This is a genomic window from Nocardioides panacisoli (genome assembly GCF_019448235.1).
In the GTDB taxonomy this organism is placed as follows: Bacteria; Actinomycetota; Actinomycetes; order Propionibacteriales; family Nocardioidaceae; genus Nocardioides; species Nocardioides panacisoli_A.
Genome location: NZ_CP080409.1, coordinates 2,553,932 through 2,571,589 on the forward strand (window position 1 = coordinate 2,553,932; position 17,658 = coordinate 2,571,589).

The 17,658-nt window shown below is 73.4% G+C and carries 16 protein-coding genes; 11 read left to right on the top strand and 5 right to left on the bottom strand.

What is annotated here, in order from left to right; all coding sequences use genetic code 11:
• Positions 1-131 precede the first annotated feature (131 nt).
• From KUV85_RS12380 to ssd, 4 genes are read right to left on the bottom strand one after another with little or no spacing between them, the layout of a single operon-like run.
• Complete coding sequence (locus tag KUV85_RS12380) at positions 132-863, bottom strand: type II secretion system F family protein (RefSeq protein WP_219960203.1); 732 nt, start codon at positions 861-863, stop codon at positions 132-134.
• Complete coding sequence (locus KUV85_RS12385) at positions 863-1,675, bottom strand: type II secretion system F family protein (RefSeq protein ID WP_219960204.1); 813 nt, start codon at positions 1,673-1,675, stop codon at positions 863-865. The genes KUV85_RS12380 and KUV85_RS12385 overlap by 1 nt, the downstream gene beginning before the upstream one ends.
• On the bottom strand, positions 1,644-2,810 hold the full coding sequence (locus tag KUV85_RS12390; RefSeq protein ID WP_219960205.1) for a TadA family conjugal transfer-associated ATPase: 1,167 nt from the start codon (positions 2,808-2,810) through the stop codon (positions 1,644-1,646). Before KUV85_RS12390 ends, KUV85_RS12385 begins: the two co-directional genes overlap by 32 nt.
• On the bottom strand, positions 2,807-3,853 hold the full coding sequence (gene ssd, locus KUV85_RS12395; RefSeq protein ID WP_219960206.1) for a septum site-determining protein Ssd: 1,047 nt from the start codon (positions 3,851-3,853) through the stop codon (positions 2,807-2,809). Before ssd ends, KUV85_RS12390 begins: the two co-directional genes overlap by 4 nt.
• Positions 3,854-4,007: 154 nt before the next feature.
• Between ssd and KUV85_RS12400 the strand changes: the two genes are divergently transcribed.
• The 4 genes from KUV85_RS12400 to KUV85_RS12415 all read left to right on the top strand — a co-directional run bounded on the left by KUV85_RS12400 (position 4,008) and on the right by KUV85_RS12415 (position 8,873).
• Positions 4,008-4,811, top strand: coding sequence for an HAD family hydrolase (locus KUV85_RS12400; RefSeq protein ID WP_219960207.1), 804 nt, complete (start codon positions 4,008-4,010; stop codon positions 4,809-4,811).
• 640 nt (positions 4,812-5,451) lie between these two features.
• Positions 5,452-5,844, top strand: a complete 393-nt coding sequence (locus KUV85_RS12405; protein WP_219960208.1) for a hypothetical protein — start codon at positions 5,452-5,454, stop codon at positions 5,842-5,844.
• A gap of 162 nt (positions 5,845-6,006) precedes the next feature.
• Positions 6,007-7,347, top strand: coding sequence for an NADP-specific glutamate dehydrogenase (gdhA, locus tag KUV85_RS12410; protein WP_237690287.1), 1,341 nt, complete (start codon positions 6,007-6,009; stop codon positions 7,345-7,347).
• Between the two features lie 53 nt (positions 7,348-7,400).
• Positions 7,401-8,873, top strand: coding sequence for an arylsulfotransferase family protein (locus KUV85_RS12415; RefSeq protein ID WP_219960209.1), 1,473 nt, complete (start codon positions 7,401-7,403; stop codon positions 8,871-8,873).
• Between the two features lie 7 nt (positions 8,874-8,880).
• Here the strand turns inward: KUV85_RS12415 and KUV85_RS12420 are convergent, their stop codons facing one another.
• Entirely contained in the window at positions 8,881-9,609 is a 729-nt protein-coding gene (locus KUV85_RS12420; protein WP_219960210.1) for a hypothetical protein, read from the bottom strand.
• Between the two features lie 101 nt (positions 9,610-9,710).
• On the opposite strand from KUV85_RS12420, the gene KUV85_RS12425 reads away from it, so the two are divergent.
• The 7 genes from KUV85_RS12425 to KUV85_RS12455 all read left to right on the top strand — a co-directional run bounded on the left by KUV85_RS12425 (position 9,711) and on the right by KUV85_RS12455 (position 17,522).
• Complete coding sequence (locus KUV85_RS12425; RefSeq protein WP_219960211.1) at positions 9,711-10,457, top strand: class I SAM-dependent methyltransferase; 747 nt, start codon at positions 9,711-9,713, stop codon at positions 10,455-10,457.
• Positions 10,458-10,551: 94 nt separating this feature from the next.
• On the top strand, positions 10,552-11,493 hold the full coding sequence (locus KUV85_RS12430) for a class I SAM-dependent methyltransferase (RefSeq protein WP_219960212.1): 942 nt from the start codon (positions 10,552-10,554) through the stop codon (positions 11,491-11,493).
• 7 nt (positions 11,494-11,500) lie between these two features.
• Entirely contained in the window at positions 11,501-12,646 is a 1,146-nt protein-coding gene (locus KUV85_RS12435) for a sensor histidine kinase (protein ID WP_219960213.1), read from the top strand.
• The gene (locus tag KUV85_RS12440; RefSeq protein ID WP_219960214.1) at positions 12,643-13,380 is read left to right on the top strand and encodes a LytR/AlgR family response regulator transcription factor; all 738 of its coding nucleotides are present in this window, start codon (positions 12,643-12,645) and stop codon (positions 13,378-13,380) included. The genes KUV85_RS12435 and KUV85_RS12440 overlap by 4 nt, the downstream gene beginning before the upstream one ends.
• 149 nt (positions 13,381-13,529) lie before the next feature.
• Entirely contained in the window at positions 13,530-13,949 is a 420-nt protein-coding gene (locus KUV85_RS12445; protein WP_219960215.1) for a hypothetical protein, read from the top strand.
• The gene (locus KUV85_RS12450) at positions 13,946-15,478 is read left to right on the top strand and encodes a cation acetate symporter (RefSeq protein WP_219960216.1); all 1,533 of its coding nucleotides are present in this window, start codon (positions 13,946-13,948) and stop codon (positions 15,476-15,478) included. The genes KUV85_RS12445 and KUV85_RS12450 overlap by 4 nt, the downstream gene beginning before the upstream one ends.
• Before the next feature lie 154 nt (positions 15,479-15,632).
• On the top strand, positions 15,633-17,522 hold the full coding sequence (locus KUV85_RS12455; RefSeq protein WP_219960217.1) for a bifunctional metallophosphatase/5'-nucleotidase: 1,890 nt from the start codon (positions 15,633-15,635) through the stop codon (positions 17,520-17,522).
• Positions 17,523-17,658: the final 136 nt, after the last annotated feature.

Below are 17,658 nucleotides of genomic sequence, written 5' to 3' on the forward strand. Positions count from 1 at the left end.
GGCCGCCGGCTGCGGCCCGTCCCCTGCAGCCAACCGCCGGGAGGCGCCCGGGCCGCGCCGGTCGGGGAGGGCTGTGGAGGCCCGGGTGCCCCGCACGGCCGCTGTGGACCACGACCGGCGCGACACGGTGCTCACCAGATCTGGAGGTCGCCCAGCAGTGCCGCCACCAACGGCACGATCCCCAGCAGCAGGAACGCCGGGAGCAGGCACACCCCCAACGGGACCGCGGCACGGACGCCGACCGCCCGCGCCCGGTCCTCGACCTCGCCGCGAGCCGCATCGGCGAGGTCGTCGGCGAGCCGGTCCGTGGCCGCCACCACCGAGGTGCCGGTGCGGTGGGCGCGCAGCAGGGTGGCACCCAGCGGCCCCAGCGCGGGATCGGCCGCCAGGTCGCCCCAGACCTGCGCGGGATCGGCACCGAACTCCAGCCGCGCCGCCACCGCGGCCAGTTCTTCCGCAGCCGGCCCCGGCAGCGACCGGGACACCAGCCAGATCGCGGCCGCCGGATCGGCACCGGACCCCAACGCCGAGCCCACCAGGGCGACCACGTGTGGCAGGTCGTGCCGCACCGCCTCCCGATGGCGTCGTGCGCCGCGCGGCTCGACCCGGCCGGCGACGTGGGCCACCGCTCCACCGGCCACCGCGCCGGCGAGGAGGCCCGGGCCACCGCCGACGAAGGCGGCGGCGCCGAGCCCCGCGGCGAGGGCCCACCCCCACCGCCACCGACGGATCGGCCCCAGGTCGTGGGCGTCGTGGTCGACCGCCTCGGGGCGCCGCCCGGCCGTCGCGGACGGTGGCCGGGCCGCTCCCGGCGCGGCGAGCAGCACCGCGAGGCCCGCGGCGACCACGGCCACCGCGACCATCAGCGGGTCCGGTCGACGTCGCGGGCGATGGCCTCGATCCAGGCGAGTCCGGCCAGCCCGCAGGCCAGGCCGGCGACCAGGCAGGCGATGCCGAGGGGGTGCCCGAGCAGGAAGGACCACGGGTCGGTGCCGGCCCCGCTGCCCATGGCGAGTGCGACCAGCGGGAGGGCCGCCACCAGCCGGGCGGTCGCCCGGGCCGCGGCCAGTTCGCCGGTGACGATGCGGCGGGTCCGCTCGGTCGCCCGCAGCTCCGCCGCGACGCGTCCCACGGCATCGGCGAGGCCGTGGCCCGTGCGGTGGGCGACCTCCCACGCCGCCGCGAGCAACCGGAGGTCACCGGCCCCGGGACGCACGGCGGCCGACCGGAGCGCAGCGGCGACGTCCCCACCCGCCGCGGCCGTCCGGTCGACCGGCGCGAGCAGCGGCCAACTCCCGGCCGCCGACGCGAGCGCCGCCCCCGGCGACTGACCCGCGGCGAGCTCGGCCTGCATGCCCTCGCAGGCGGCGACCACGTGGGCGCGCTCCCCTGCCGCGGCGCGGTCGGCGCGCCGCTGCCGCCACATCCGGTGGCCGACCGCGGCGACCGCCGTGCCGACCAGCCCGAGCACGAGCAGCCGGGGACGGTCGGCGGCCCATCCGCCGGCGACACCGAGCGCGACGACCGCAGCGGCCAGTGCCGGCGTACGCCGTCCGGATGCGCGGGCGAGCCCCCGCGGCGGCACGGCACACGCTGCCGCGAGGCCCGCACAGGCGAGGCACAGCGCCACCATCACCGCCGCCTCACCCGACCAGCTCCGCGAGGGCGTCGGCACCGGGCCCGAAGGTGACCCCGCCCGTGGCGTCGACGTGGGCGGCCGGGACGACCCGCACCAGTCCGGCGGCGTCCCGGGTGACGGTGCCGAGCTGGCTCACCCACCGGCGACCGGCGCGGTCGCGGCTGAGGTGGACCACGACGTCGAGTGCGGCGCCGAGCTGGCTGTGGGCCGCCTCCCGGGCCAGTCCCGCGGCCAGTGCGAGCGCCTCGATCCGCGCCGGGACGTCGGCCGGTGCGTTGGCGTGGAGGGTGCCGCAGCCACCGTCGTGGCCGGTGTTCATCGCGGCCAGCAGCTCGACCACCGCGGCGTCGCGCACCTCCCCCACCACCAGCCGGTCGGGGCGCATCCGCAGCGCTTGGCGCACGAGGTCACGCAGCACCACCGCGCCGGCACCCTCGAGGTTCGCCGGCCGGGCCTCGAGTCCGACGACGTGGGGGTGGTCGGGCCGCAGCTCGGTGGCGTCCTCGACCACGACCAGTCGTTCCTCGGGCGGCACCGCGCCGAGCAGCGCGGCCAGCAGGGTGGTCTTGCCGCTGCCGGTGCCGCCGGTGACGAGGAACGCGAGCCGCCGCTCGACCACGCCAGCGAGCCAGCGACGGGTCTCGGGGCAGAGCGTGCCCGCAGTGAGGAGCTCGTCGAGGGTGAACCCACCGCGCCGCGGCACCCGCAGCGAGATCGCGGTGCCCGGCCGGGCCAGCGGCGCCAGCACCGCGTGGCAGCGGGTGCCGTCGGGCAGCCGGACGTCGGCGTACGGCGCGGCGTCGTCGAGCCGGCGACCCCCGCTGCTGACCAACCGCTGCGCGAGGCGTCGTACGCCGGCCTCGTCGGGCAGGTGGACGTCAGTGGGTTCGGGGCCGGTGCCGCGGTCGACGTAGACCGGGCCGGGGCCGTTGACCAGCACGTCGGTGACGCCGGGCCGGCGCACGAGGTCCTCCAGCGGTCCGGCGCCGAGGACGTCACGCCGCAGCGACTCGTAGACGGCGAGCACGGTGGCGTCGCCGACCGGTCGCCCGGCCGCGCGGAGTGCCTCGGCGACCCGGTGCGGTGTGAGTCCGCCGGCATCGTCGGCGAGTCGACGGCGCACCTCCTCCACGAGGGCGGTGGGCGCCGACGCGGCGGGGCCGCCGATCATGCGGCGACGATCGTCGCGGCGGCGCGGGCGAGCGGCCCGCGGTGGGTCGGTGCGGGGCCGCCGCCGAGGTCGAGGATCTCGGCCAGGCGCCGTTGGTCGCGCATCTGCACGCGCACCGGTGCGTGCACGGTGCGGGCCACGTCGGCGGCGGCCAGCGCCTCGCCGCGCAGCACCAGTCCGAGTCCGGCATGGTGGGCGAAGCGTTGGCGCATCCGGGCGGTCGCACTGACACCGAGCACGGTGTCAGTGCAGACCAGCAGCAGCTCGTCGCAGCGCCCGGCGACCTCGTCGACGAAGGGGTCCGGGGTGCGCGGCAGGTCGACCACGACGACACCGTGGCCGCGGCGGGCGGCGGACAGCGCCTCGCGCGCGGCGAAGGGCTGCAGGGTCGTGGTGGCCTCGCCGGCGTACCAGGACAGCGCCCGCAGCCGGCCCCGGTGCGGCAGCGCCTCACGCAGTGACCGGGCACTGAGCCGACCGGTGGTGCGGCACAGCGCGTCCCACCGGAAGCCCTCGGCGCGCTCCAGGCCGAGCACGCGGTCCATGCCGGGGCCCTGCGGGTCGCAGTCGATGACGACGGCCTGGTCCCGGGCCGCCGCCCGCTGCGCGAGCGCGGCAGCGAAGGTGGTGGCGCCGGCACCGCCCGATCCGCCCATCACCCCGATCACCCGACCGCGATGGGGAGCCTGCTCGCCGAGGTCGGCGAGCAGCTCGGTGAGCCACTCGGTGGACCCGGGCAGGTCGATGACCTGGTCCGCGCCCAGGCGCAGGGCGGTGCGGAAGAGGTCGTCGGGGGCGGGTCCCCGGGTCAGGACGTAGACGTGGGCCCGACGTTCGGGCGCGAGGAGCGCCACCGCGTCGGCCTGGTCGGCACCCACGAGCACGGCGGGGCTCCGGCCCCAGGCGGGCAACGCGGCGTGGGCCTCGCGGGTGGTGACGGGGACGACGTCCGCAGCGGCGGCCAGCGGCAACAGCTCGGCGAGCAGGTCGTCATCGGCGGTCACCACCAGCGGCGCGGTGGGGTCGGGCTCGGTCGTGGTCATGGCGCCAGCCTGCGTCGGCCCACCTCCACGGCGCCGCTGCCGGCGCGGGACCTGTGGACGGGGCCGGCCACGACCAGTCCTGTGGACGACAACGGGCCCGTCGCGTCACCCGTGTGGTGCGACGTCGCGGACACCGGGCTCCTACGATGAGGACATGGGTGGACAGGCGGCTCCCACCGCGGCGTTCTTCGACCTCGACAAGACGATCATCGCCAAGTCGAGCGCGCTCGCCTTCAGCAAGCCCTTCCAGGCCGGCGGCCTGATCTCCCGACGCGCGGTGCTGCGCTCGGCCTACGCCCAGTTCGTCTTCCTCGTCGGTGGCGCCGACCACGACCAGATGGAGAAGATGCGCGGCTTCATGTCGCAACTGGTGGCCGGCTGGGACGTGGAGACTGTGCGCGAGATCGTTGCCGAGACCCTGTTCAACATCGTCGAGCCGATCGTCTACGACGAGGCGATGGAGCTCATCGAGAGCCACCACCGCGCCGGCCGCGACGTGGTGATCGTGTCCTCCTCGGGCTCCGACGTCGTCGAGCCGATCGGGGCCCTCCTCGGCGCGGACCGGGTGGTCGCCACCCAGCTGGAGATCGTGGACGGCAAGTACACCGGCGACATCCGCTACTACGCCTACGCCGAGGAGAAGGCGACCGCGATCCGCGACCTGGCCGCGGAACAGGGCTACGACCTCACCCAGTGCTTCGGCTACAGCGACTCGGTCACCGACGTGCCGATGCTCGAGGCCGTCGGCCGTCCCGCCGCGGTCAACCCGGACAAGGACCTGCGGCGCGCCGCCGAGGAACGGCAGTGGCCGATCCTGTTCTTCACCAAGCCGGTCGCGTTGCAGACCCGGCTCCCGCTGCCGCCGGCCAAGCCGACGCTGGCTGCCCTGGCCGTGGGCGGCGTGGTGGCCGTGGGCGCCGCGGTGTGGGCCGGCGTACGCCGTCGCGAGACCACGTGATCGCGGGCCGGCGACGACCGGCCCCAACCAGCCAGAATCCTCTCCCCGGTGACGAAACACAAGCCTTGAATCCGGGGGCGCGCAGGCGTAGACATGACCCAGAACTCCAGAGCAACACATGAGCCGGGTACCCACGCGGCGATCAACCCTTCTTCAGGGTGACGGTCATCGGCAAAGAGCCGGGTCCGCAGCTCGATACAGCACGCCTGGTAGCCCAGGGCTCATGTGTGGCGGTGGCACTCGAGCCTTTCCAACGACTCGGGTGCCACCTGCATTTTTGCCGCCCGCGACATCCCGAGGAACGAGGGATGTCGCGACTCGGCGGCAAGGTCGAGCAGCCGTCCGGCCGAGCTCGCGAGGCCGGAACCGGCGTGCCGAGACCTCCCCGAACCGCAGACGACGACGCGGGCCATGCAGCCGGGATCGGATCGAGCAGTCGTCCGGCCGAGCTCGCGAGGCCGGAACCGGCGTGTCGAGACCTCCCCGAACGCAGACGACCACGCAGGCCACGCTGCCGACGCGGGGCCGGGCGCCGAGCCCTGCTCCATGAGAACTCCTTCATCAGCGGCTCACGGTGGACTCACCCGGCGTGCGGAGACTGGCGTCGCCATCGAGACCCGAGATCCAGGAGTGAGTCCCCATGACCAGCATCCGACGCGCCACCGCCACCCTCGGCGCCGCCGCCCTGCTCGCCGCCCCGGTGAGCATGCTGGGCGCCGCGCCGGCCAGCGCCGGCCCCGAGAAGGACCGCGAGTTCCGCATCGCCGGGGCCGAGGTGGACTTCGAGGTGGAGAAGGACGACGGCCGGTTCGAGGTCGACGTCGACCTCGACGACGCCCGCCCCGGGACCAAGTGGCGGGTGGTCCTGCGCCACGACGGCCGGACGTTCCACAACAAGGTGCACCGCGCCGACGGTGACGGCGAGGTCGACGTGGACAAGAAGCGCCGCAACACCCGTGGCGCCGACGTCTTCAAGCTCACCGTGAAGCGGATCGGCGGGCCGAAGAAGGTCCGCACCATCCGCATGCGCTGACGCCGCGCTGCACCGTTCACCTCCCCCACCGGTCCGGTGGTGGCCGTTCCCGGTCGCCATCGGGCCGTCGTACGCCGTCCCGGCGACCTCGTCGCGTGGTGCCACCGCTTCCATGGCAGCGTGGGCACCCAGCCCGAGGAGAGGATGGCCACCGTGACCGGTGTGGACGAGAAGCTGCAGGACATCTACGACGAGGTCCTCGAGCGCAACCCCGACGAGGACGTGTTCCACCAGGCGGTCTCGGAGGTGTTGGGCAGCCTGGGACCGGTGGTGGCCAAGCACCCGCAGTACACCGACGCCGCGATCATCCGCCGCATGTGTGAGCCGGAGCGCCAGGTCATCTTCCGGGTGCCGTGGATCGACGACGACGGTCGGGTGCAGGTCAACCGCGGCTTCCGGGTCGGCTTCAACTCCGCCCTCGGCCCCTACAAGGGCGGCCTGCGGTTCCACCCGTCGGTCTACCTGGGGACGGTGAAGTTCCTCGGCTTCGAGCAGATCTTCAAGAACTCGCTCACCGGACTCCCGATCGGCGGCGGCAAGGGTGGTTCGGACTTCGACCCCAAGGGTCGCTCCGACGCCGAGGTGATGCGGTTCTGCCAGGCGTTCATGACCGAGCTCTACCGCCACATCGGCGAGCACACCGACGTCCCGGCCGGCGACATCGGTGTCGGCCAGCGCGAGATCGGCTACCTCTTCGGCCAGTACAAGAAGATCACCAACCGCTTCGAGGCCGGCACGCTCACCGGCAAGGGCCTGTCCTGGGGCGGGTCGCGGGTCCGCACCGAGGCGACGGGCTACGGGCTGGCGTTCTTCGCGCAGCGCGTGCTGGAGGCGAGCAACGAGGGACTCGACGGCAAGCGCGTCGTGGTGTCGGGCTCGGGCAACGTCGCCATCCACGCCATCGAGAAGGTGCACCAGCTCGGCGGCACCGTCGTCGGCTGCTCCGACTCCGGCGGGTACGTCGTCGACGAGGCCGGGATCGACCTGGAGCTGCTCAAGCAGGTCAAGCTCGTCGACCGCGGCCGGATGTCGGACTACGCCGACCAGCGCGGCTCGAAGGTCCACCACAGCGACCAGGGCTCGGTGTGGGAGGTCGCGTGCGACATCGCGCTGCCGTGCGCCACGCAGAACGAGGTCGACGCCGACGAGGCGAAGGCGCTCATCGACAACGGCTGCCAGCTGGTCGCCGAGGGGGCCAACATGCCGCTGACGCCGGCGGCGGTCGATGCCTTCGCCGAGGCCAAGGTCGCCTACGCGCCGGGCAAGGCCGCCAACGCCGGCGGCGTGGCGACCAGCGCGCTGGAGATGCAGCAGAACGCCTCGCGCGACACCTGGACCTTCGAGCACACCGAGCAGCGGCTCGAGGAGATCATGGGCAACATCCACGACCGTTGCCTGGAGACGGCCGAGGAGTACGGCAGCCCCGGTGACTACGTGGCCGGCGCCAACATCGCCGGCTTCATCCAGGTCGCCGACGCGATGCTCGCCCAGGGCGTGATCTGAGGCGACCAACGTCGGTCCGGGTCCCGACCGCGCCGGGCGGCCTATGCTGAGTCATGGCGTACCGGAGGGTGTGGACCCGCGCACTGGCGGCGACCGGCCTGGTGCTGGCGGCTGCCGGCTGCACCGGCGACAGCACTGAGGGCGACGAGCCGGCGGAGCCGGTCGCCTGGGACTTCGTGACCCGGCCGGACCTGACGCCCCCACGCATCGACATCACCGACGTCGGCGAGGGCGCCGGCGAGGCGTCCTCGGCGCTGGTGCTGCTCGGCGTGAAGGACCAGCGGGAGAAGGGCGCGCCGATGAACGGCCCCGTCATCGTCGACGCTGCCGGGGCCCCGGTCTGGATCAATCCGCAGGGCGACACCCGGTGGACGTATGACCTGCGGGTGCAGCAGTACCGCGGCGCGCCGGTGCTGACCTGGTGGCGTGGCGACACCAGTGAGTACGGGTACGGCGAGGGCGAGTTCGTGCTGATGGACCAGCGCTACCGCGAGATCGCGACCGTCACGACGCCGGAGACGCACGCGGACTTCCACGACATGACGCTCACCGAGGACGGCACCGCCCTGCTGATCAGCTACCCCGTCGTCGAGCAGGACCTCTCCGACCTCGGCGGCCCGGCGGAGGGCTACCTGCGCGACTCGGTCGTCCACGAGATCGACGTCGCCACCGGCCGGGAGGTGTTCCGGTGGAGTGCACTGGACAACATCCCGCTCTCGGACTCCGAGGCCGAGATCGACCCCGACGAGGGCGAGTCCGGCACCGAGGAGGCGCCGTACGACCCGTATCACTTCAACTCCGTGACCGAGGACGACGACGCCCTGCTCGTCTCGGCGCGCAACACCCACGCCGTCTACCGGGTGCTGCGCGAGGACGGTGGCCTCGACTGGATCCTCGGCGGACGGAGCAGCGATTTCGAGATGGCCGACGGTGCCTACTTCGCCTGGCAGCACGACGCCGAGCGGCAGGACGACGGCACCATCACCCTGTTCGACAACCAGGCGGCGCCCGCGATCGGCGAGCAGTCCCGCGGGCTGCGACTCGACGTGGACGAGGCGAGCGGCGAGGCGACCATCGTGACCGAGTACCTCCCGCCCGACGGCCGGCTGTCGGAGAGCCAGGGCAACCTGGAGCAGCTCGCGGACGGCAGCGTCTTCATCGGCTGGGGGTCGCAGCCCTTCTACTCCCACTACGACGCCGACGGCGAGCTGCTGCGCGACGCCGAGCTCGCCGGCGGCATCAGCTACCGCGCCTACCTCGACGAGTGGGTCGGCCGCCCCGCCGAACGGCCCAAGCTCACCATCGCCGACGGTCGCGGCCACGCCAGCTGGAACGGCGCCACCGAGGTCGCGCAGTGGCGCTTCGTCGCCGGCTACGACGCCGACAGCGCCGAGACGGTGGCCGTGGTGGACCGCGACGGGTTCGAGACCTCCGCGGAGATGCCGGATGCGGCCTACCTGGCCGTGGAGGCCCTGGACGCCGAGGGCGAGGTCCTCGCCACCGCCCGACCGGGCGCCTGGCCGTGAGTCCGGGTCAGTCCGCGGCGCTGCGCAGCGGGCTCGCGTCCGCGGCGGCGGCGTACGCCTCGGTGGCGTAGAGCAACCAGGAGTGCATGCCCGGGGTGCCGCCGATGGCGTAGCCCCGCAGATTGGACTCGTACTGCGGCCGCAGCGCCAGGTGCGCCGCCTCCGGCACGACCAGCGACTTCTCGTCCACGCCGCGGGCGGCCAGCACCAGCCGCTCGGCGGCGCGCGCCACGATGCCGTTGTGGGAGCCGAACGGCGTCGCCGCCATCAGCTCGGCGTGCACCACGGCCGCGACGGCCAGCGCCGGCGCCTCGGTCTCGGTGGTGAACAGGATGGCGATGGCGCGCAGCCGCTCGGCCGACTCCGCGTCACGCGGGCGACCCAGCCGCTCCTCGGGCAACGACCCACGGCCCGCCACGGCGTGCAGCCGGGCCAACGCCTGCAGCGGCGTACGCCGCACCACCGGCACCAGCGAGAGCAGCTCTGTGGAGACCCGCACGGCGTCGGCCGCGATGCCGTCGCCGCGGCCCTCACGCACCTCGGCCAGCTCCGAGGCGGAACCCTCGAGCACGCCGCTGGCGTGGGCACCCCGCAGCAACGACTCGGCGGTGGTCTCCGGCGACGTACGCCGCAGCCCCCGGTCGCGCAGCACCGCGTCGATGCCGTCACGCGCGCCGGCGAAGCCGGAGGGCACGCCCTCCAGTCCCACCAACCACTCCAACGGGTCCGCACTCACGCGGAGAAGGCTACTCAGCGGCGTCGCATCGGCGGCGAACGGGATCCGAGCCCGCCGGAACCCGGTTGCGACGCGGTCGGGTACGGCGACACGATGCGCCGATGCGGGCGTATGAGGAACTGGTTGCCGAGGCGGAGGAGGCCGACGTCACCGGCTGGGGATTCGAATGGCTGGACGGACGCGCCACGGAGGAGCGGCCACCGTGGGGCTACGGACGCGCCCTGAGTGAGCGCCTCGGCTCCGTCGCATCGGCGCTGGACATCGACACCGGCGGCGGCGAGGTCGTGGCCGAGGCCGCCGCGCTCCCTGCCCGGATGGTCGTCACCGAGGGCTGGGCGCCCAATGCCGACCGTGCACGGGCACTGCTGGGATCACGCGGCGTGGAGGTCGTCGCCACCGACGGTGGCCCCCTCCCCTTTCCGGAGCGGAGCTTCGAACTGGTCACCTCCCGGCACCCGGTCCGACCGGACTGGGACGAGATCCACCGCGTCCTGGTCCCCGGAGGCCACTACTTCGCGCAGCACGTCGGCCCGGCATCGGCCTTCGAACTCATCGAGTTCTTCCTGGGGCCGGTCCCCGAGGCCCGCCGTGCTCGCCACCCCGACCACGAGGCCGCAGCCGCCGAGCGTGCGGGACTCGTCGTCGAGACGCTCCGCACCGCCCGGTGCCGGATGGAGTTCCACGACATCGGCGCGGTCGTGTGGACGCTGCGGAAGTGTCCGTGGTGGGTGCCGGACTTCTCGGTGGCGGCGTACGACACCGCGCTCCGGGACCTCGACGAGCAGCTCCGTGGCGGTCAGCCGTTCGTGGCCCACTCGACCCGCCACCTCGTCGACGCCCGTCGCTGACCGCCGTGCCGGGCCGACCGTGTCCTGACCCGCCGGTTCCGAGGCTCGCAGGGTGACGCGATCGGGCCGTCCCACCCGTTACCGTTGAGGGATCATGACTCCCTCCGAACCGCCCGGCACCTCGTTCGGCGTCGTGGTCGACCACTACGACCGCGGCCGTCCCGCCTACCCCGCCGACGCCGTCGACTGGCTGGTCGGCGAGGGTCCGCTGTCGGTGCTGGAGCTCGGCGCCGGGAGCGGCAAGCTGACCGAGGCGCTGGTCGCGGCCGGTCACGACGTCCACGCCACCGACCCCGACGAGGCGATGCTGGACCGACTCGCGGAGAAGCTGCCCGAGCTGCGCATCTCCCAGGCCGGCGCGGAGGAGATCCCCGCACCCGATGCCGGCTACGACGTGGTCATCGCGGCGCAGTCCTACCACTGGTTCGACCTGGAGCTGGCGTTGCCGGAGATCGCCCGGGTGCTCAAGCGCGGCGGCTTCCTGTCCCTGGTGTGGAACGTCAAGGACGAGCGGATCCCGTGGGTCAAGCGCCTGGGCCGCATCGTCGGCGAGCAGGAGAAGCTGGGTGGTCCCGGCAAGGAGTTGGAGACCTCGCGCTACTTCGGCCCCATCGAGCACCACCAGTTCAAGAACTGGCAGACCGTGGACCGGGAGACGATCCGCGACTTCGCCATGTCGCGGTCCAACATCTCCACGCTTCCCGAGGACGACCGGGCCGCCAAGGTGGCCGAGGTCGTCGCCTTCTACGACGAGTACGGCCGCGGCATGGACGGCATGCAGCTGCCCTACGTCACCGAGTGCTTCCGCGCCGCGCTCGGCATCCGCCCCGAGCCCAAGCTGCCGCCGCAGCCGCCGGCCGAGCAGGCCGGGCCCACCGGCGATGACGACGTACCCACGGAGTCCGCGCCCGCCCGCGACGGCGGGCCGGCGGTCGCGGGGCCGGAGGAGACCGGCCGCGACGCCCTGACGGACACGGGCAGCATCGACCCGCCCACCGACGACGACTCCGGCATGCTCCTCATCGACTTCCGATGAGCAGGTGATGGCCCGCAACAACCGATGGTGGCGCCGGGGCCACCTCGGCAGCGACACCGACCGGGCCACCTTCCGCGCGCTCCACCAGGCCTCGCTCGCCTCCCCGGCGCTCCGGCTGGGGCTCAACCCCGACAGCGCCGGCCGGGCCGCGCCGCACCTGCGCTCCCTGCTCGGTACGCCGGCACTGGCACTGACCGACACCGCAACCGCGCTGGCCTGGGACGGGCTGGGGCACCACCACCAGGACGAGGCGGGCGCGATCGCGGCGGAGATGATCGAGGGCGAGGAGGGGTCGGCCGACCACGTGGCCACCCGCACCATCGACCGCGACCGGCTCTCCTGCAAGGCGCCCGGGTGCGAGGTGCGCAGCGGCGTGGTCAGCCCCCTCGTGGTCGAGGACCGCGTCCTCGGCACGGTGCAGGCGTTCTCGCCGATCCCCACGGCCGGCCTGGTGCGGGCGACCGAGGAGGTCGCGCAGTGGGTGTCGGGCCAGCTGGAGCTGGCCGAGCTGGACGCCAGCCGCAACCGCGCGATCGAGGCCGAGGTGCGGGCCCTGCGGGCGCAGATCAGCCCGCACTTCATCTACAACTCCCTCGGTGCGATCGCCAGCTTCGTGCGCACCGACCCCGACCGCGCCCGTGAGCTGTTGCTGGAGTTCGCCGACTTCACCCGCTACTCCTTCCGCCGCCACGGCGAGTACACGACGCTCGCGGAGGAGCTGCGCTCCATCGAGCGCTACCTGCTGCTGGAGCAGGCCCGCTTCGGCGACCGGCTGCAGGTCACCCTCAACGTCGCGCCCGAGGTGCTGCCGGTGGTGGTGCCGTTCCTGTGCATCCAGCCGCTGGTGGAGAACGCCGTACGCCACGGCCTGGAGGGCAACCAGACCGGCCACCTCCGCATCGCCGCGCACGACCGCGGCCACGAGTGCGTCGTCGAGGTGGAGGACGACGGGAGCGGCGAGGAGCCCGAGCGCGTACGCCGCGCCCTCGCCGGCGACGCCGAGCTGGACTCGGTCGGGCTGGGCAATGTGGACGGGAGGCTGCGCGCAGCCTTCGGGGACGACTACGGTCTGGTGGTGGAGACCGCACCGGGAGCGGGCACCCGAGTCGTGGTGCGCGTGCCCAAGTTCGCGCCGGGGGTGAGCGCAGGATGAACCGAGGTGGGCTGCGCGTGCTCGTCGTCGACGACGAGCAGCCGGCGCTGGACGAACTCGCCTTCCTCCTCGGCGGCGACGACCGCATCGGCGAGATCGTGTGCTGCCAGTCCGCGACCGAGGGGCTGCGCACGCTGCGCGAGAGCGACGTGGACTGCGTCTTCCTCGACATCCAGATGCCCGGGCTGAGCGGGCTCGAGCTCGCCGAGGTGCTGGGCCGGTTCAAGCAGGCACCGCCGGTGGTGTTCGTGACTGCCCACGAGCAGCACGCCGTCGACGCCTTCGACCTCGACGCGGTCGACTACCTGCTCAAGCCGGTGGGACGCGAGCGGCTGGCCGAGGCGATCCGGCGCATCGTCAGCGGCAGTGACCGGTCCCGCACGGCCGGTGACACCCAGGTGCCGGTGGAGCGGGGCGGCGTCACGCGGTTCCTGGACCGCGGCGACATCACCCACGTCGAGGCGCACGGCGACTACGCACGGCTCCACACCACGGCCGGCGAGAACTACCTGGTCCGGGTGCCGCTCTCCACGCTGGAGGAGGAGTGGCGCGCCGACGGCTTCTGGCGCATCCACCGGTCGCTGCTGGTCTCGCTCGGCCACGTCGAGGAGGTGCGCACCGAGAGCGGCCGCACCTCGGTGCGGGTCGGCGACGTCGAGCTGCCCGTCGCGCGACGCCACACCCGTGAGCTGCGCGACGTGCTCGTACGCCGCGCCTCGGGTGGTGCGTCGTGAGCGAGCCGGCATGGGCGTTGCGGGGGTCTCGACACGGCCTCGCTGGCGCTCGGCCGGCTCGACCAGCAAGGCCCGCGGCTCGGGCGGCTCGACCAGCAAGGCCCACGGCTCGGGCGGCTCGACCAGCACGGGGTGGGAGGTAGCCGGCGATGACTGAGGAGAAGCTCGAGCGGGTGCGGGTGACCGCACCGCGGCGGCGGACCAGCCAGGCGCCGTACCAGCGCAGCCGCTGGGGCGACGTGCACGAGCAGACGCCGCTGGGCGGGCTCTACCTCCGCTCGCTGCTGCGCGAGCAGCTGCTGCTCGCCGGACGGATGCTGGGACTGCTGGCGCTGACGCTGGGCACGATCCCGCTGTCGTTCCACCTCTGGCCCGAGCTCGCCGACCGGCGCCTGCTGGGCCTGCCGGTGTCGTGGCTGCTGCTGGGTGGCGTCGCCTATCCCCTGCTGGTGCTGCTCGGCTGGCGCTACGTGCGCCGCGTGGAGCGCAACGAGCGGGACTTCCTCGACCTGGTGCGGGGCTCGGGCCCGGAGCCCCTCGACGACGACCCGCCGCGGGAGGGGTCGTGAGTGCCGACGCCCTGCCCGGGCTGGTCGCGGTCGTGCTCGTCACCGCGGTCACCCTGGCGATCGGCACGTGGGGACTGCGGTTCTCCCGCACCACCAGCGACTTCTTCGTGGCCTCCCGCACCGTCGACCCGCGACTCAACGCCTCCGCGATCGGCGGCGAGTACCTCTCGGCGGCGTCCTTCCTCGGCATCGCCGGTCTGCTGCTCGTCGACGGCGCCCGGATGCTGTGGTACCCGGTCGGCTGGACCGCGGGCTACCTCGTGCTGCTGGTGCTGGTCGCAGCGCCGTTGCGGCGGTCGGGCGCCTACACCCTGCCCGACTTCGCCGAGGCCCGACTCGCCTCCCGCGCCGTGCGCACCACCTGCTCGGTGCTGGTCGTCGGCGTCGGCTGGCTCTACCTGCTGCCGCAGTTCGAGGGGGCCGGCATCACCCTCGAGGCCGCCATCGGCGCCCCGGAGTGGGCCGGCCCCGTCATCGTCGGCGCGGTCGTGCTGGTCAACGTGGTCTCCGGCGGCATGCGCTCGATCACCTTCGTGCAGGCCTTCCAGTACTGGCTCAAGCTCACCGCACTGCTCGTCCCGGCGATGGTGCTGCTCGCGGTCTGGTTCGGCGACGGCACCCCCGGTGCGACCGGCACCAGCAGCGACGGCTGGTCGGTGCCGTTCCACACCGACGGCGGCATCGGGATGTACACCACCTACTCCCTGATCGCCGGCATCTTCCTCGGCACCATGGGGCTGCCCCACGTGGTCGTGCGGTTCTACACCAACCCCGACGGCCGGGCCGCGCGGCGTACGACGCTCGCGGTGCTGGCGCTGCTGGGCGTGTTCTACATCTGGCCGCCGGTCTACGCCGGCCTGGGCCGCATCTACGGCGGCCAGCTCATCGAGGACGGCCGCTCCAACGTGCTGGTGCTCGAGCTGCCGCGACTGATGCTGTCGGGCTTCGGCGCAGAGGTGCTGACCGGACTGGTGACCGCCGGCGCCTTCGCGGCGTTCCTCTCGACCGCCTCGGGGCTGGCGATCGCGGTGTCGGGCGTGCTCACCCAGGACGTGACCTCGCGGCTGCGCGAGCGGACCGGCGGGTCGTCGCGCTCGGCGATCGGCGACTTCCGGGTCGCGGCCGTCATCGCCGTCACCATCCCGGTGGCGGTCTCGCTGGTGGTCTCCGACATCGGCGTCGCCCACACCGTCGGCCTCGCGTTCGCGGTCGCGGCCTCCACGTTCTGCCCGCTGCTGCTGCTGGGCATCTGGTGGCACGGCCTGACCGCCCCCGGCGCCATCTGGGGCCTCGTCGTGGGCGGCCTCTCCTCGGGCACGGCCGCCGTGCTCGACCTCTCCGGCGCCGACCCGGGCGGCTGGCCCGGCGCCTTCATGAGCTACCCCGCGGCGTGGAGCATCCCGCTGGCCTTCACGGTGATGATCCTCGCCTCGCTCGCCACCCGGGGCGCCCGTCCGCTCCACGCCCGCCGGTTCCTCGTCTCGCTGCACACCCCCGAGGGCCTCGACGCCGAGCGGGCACCGCAGTGACGGCCCACCGCGCCGTACGCCGTCGCTGACCGCACGGATACCCACATCTGGGGGTGGCCGCCCACCTTTTTCGCCGCCGCTCCCTTGCGCGACACCTGAGCGTCACCTGAGGATGCAGGATTGAGCGCGTCCGTTCTACTCGAGGGAGACCCCTGTGCTGCGTCCATCCATCCGACTGCTGCTGGCCATCGTCGCCAGCGTCTCGTTGCTCCTCGCCGGCTCCGCCGGCGTGGCCTCCGCCGACCGGGGCCACGGCAAGGGCAAACAGGCCCACGGGCAGCACGTGAAGCACGACAAGTCCAAGGCCCACAAGAAGGGCAAGAAGTCCCGCAAGCACGGCAAGCGCCACTCGGGCCGCGGCGACTTCACGCTGACGATCCTGCACAACAACGACGGTGAGTCCAGCCTGCTGCCCGGTGAGGTCGACGGCGCCGAGTACGGCGGCATCGCCCGGTTCGTGACCAAGGTCGGCGCCGAGCGCCGTGAGGCGGGCAAGCGTTCCTACGACCGCGGCGAGTCCCGCCGCCGGGGCGTGGTGACCCTCAACTCCGGCGACAACTTCCTCGCCGGCCTGACCCGCGAGGCCTCCAACGAGGCCGGCGTCGACTACGACGCGCGTGCGGTCCAGCTCGTCGGGTACGACGCGCTCGGCATCGGCAACCACGAGTTCGACTTCGGCCCCGGTGTCTTCGCCGACTTCGCCGAGGCGGTCCAGTCCGGCCGCAAGACCCTGCCGCTGGTCTCGGCCAACCTCGACTTCTCCACCGAGCCCTCGACCGCGGACCTGGACCAGCTGGTCCCGAGCACCATCGTCAAGGAGCGTGGCGAGCGCATCGGCGTGGTCGGCCTGACCACCGACGAGCTCGACCAGGTCTCCTCGCCCGGCGACATCGGCATCGGCGACGACCTCGCCGGCATCGCGCAGGCCCAGGTCGACCGCCTCGAGCGCAAGGGCGTGGACAAGATCGTCCTCGTCTCCCACCTGCAGGGCCTGCAGAGCGAGCTCGACCTGGTCGGCTCGCTCAGCGGCGTCGACGTCGTCATCGGCGGCGGTGGTGACGAGATCCTCGCCGAGCCCGGCGACGACCTGGTCCCCGGCGACGAGGAGAACATCTTCGGCGACTACCCGCAGCTGGCCGAGGACGCCGACGGCGACACCGTCCCCGTCGTGACCACGCCGGGCAACTACCGCTACGTCGGTGTCCTGCAGGTGACCTTCGACCGGAAGGGCGAGGTGATCGACATCGATGGCGACGACTCGGGCATCGAGGTGGTCGACGAGTCCAGCCGCCCCGACCGCGAGGCCGTGCGCACCATCGAGGAGCCCGTCGCCGAGGCCCGCGCCGAGCTCGAGGCCGAGGTCGTGGCCTCGACCGAGGTCGTGCTCGACAATGCGCGGGCCGTCAAGCGCGTGCGTGAGGCGAACCTCGGCAACCTGATCGCCGACGCCCACCTCGCGGGCGCCAGCGAGCAGGCGAGCGAGCTGGGACTGTCGACGCCGCAGGTCTTCTTCATGAACGGTGGCGGCATCCGGGGCGAGGACCTCGACGTCCCGGTCGGCGACATCTCCGTCGCGGACACCTTCTCGCTGCAGCCCTTCGGCAACTTCCTCAGCGTCGCCGAGGACGTCCCGTTCCAGACCATCCGCGACATCGTCGAGAACGGTGTGGACGACGGCGTGGGCACCGAGGACGGCGGCTTCATCCAGGTCTCGGACGGCACCGAGGTGCTGATCAACCTGGACGGGACCGTGGAGAGCCTGGTGCTGGCCGACGGCACGGTGGTCGTCGACGGCGGCGCCACGCAGTCGGGCACGGCCACCATCGCGCAGCTGAACTTCTCCGCCGGTGGCGGTGACGGTCAGCCGGACCTCAGCGAGGTGCCGGGCGTGACGGTGACGCAGACGCCGCTGGGCGACCAGGTCTCGCTGCGCAACTTCCTGGAGGCCACGGGCACCGTGACCGCCGCGGAGTACCCCCGCGCCGGCGAGGGCCGGATCCTGTTCAACAACCCGGGTGGGCCCGGACAGGACCCCGCCAACTGAGCAGCCGCTCACCTGAGGGACACCGGGAGGCGCCGCGCGTGTGACCCCGGGCCGGGGACGGCCCGGGGGAGCATCGCCGGAGACACGCGCGGCGCGCCACCGACCACGGACCCCGACACCTCGCGCCGTGCGTGGC